The 425-nt window shown below is 71.3% G+C and carries 1 protein-coding gene; it reads right to left on the minus strand.

What is annotated here, in order from left to right; all coding sequences use genetic code 11:
- Positions 1-425: beta-ketoacyl synthase N-terminal-like domain-containing protein (locus ACPXCS_RS39700; RefSeq protein ID WP_425971254.1), on the minus strand; the 425-nt coding region annotated here is incomplete at both ends.

A 425-nucleotide genomic window follows, 5' to 3' on the forward strand; every position in this document is an offset into this window, starting at 1 on the left:
TTCAGCAGCAGCACCCCCACGCCCTCGGCCCAGCCCGCACCATCGGCGTCGGCCGAGAAGGACTTGCACCGGCCGTCCCCCGCCATGCCCTTGAGCCGGCTGAACTCCACGAAGAGTGAGGGAGCGCTCATGACGGTGACGCCGCCGGCGAGGGCCTGTTCGCACTCGCCCTGGCGCAGCGCCTGGATCGCCAGATGGAGGGCGACCAGCGACGAGGAGCAGGCGGTGTCGACGGTGACGGCCGGGCCCTGGAGGCCGAGCGTGTAGGAGACACGGCCCGAGACGACGCTGGAGGCCTTACCGGTGCTGACGTAGCCGTCGAGGCCGTCGAGGTCCGCGCCCAGGTCTCCGTAGTCGGAGCTCATGGTGCCGAGGTAGACGCCGGTGTCGGTGCCGTTGAGCTTGTCCGGGCGGATGCCGGCGCG

This window comes from Streptomyces sp. DT190, from assembly GCF_049846985.1.
Lineage (GTDB): Bacteria > Actinomycetota > Actinomycetes > Streptomycetales > Streptomycetaceae > Streptomyces.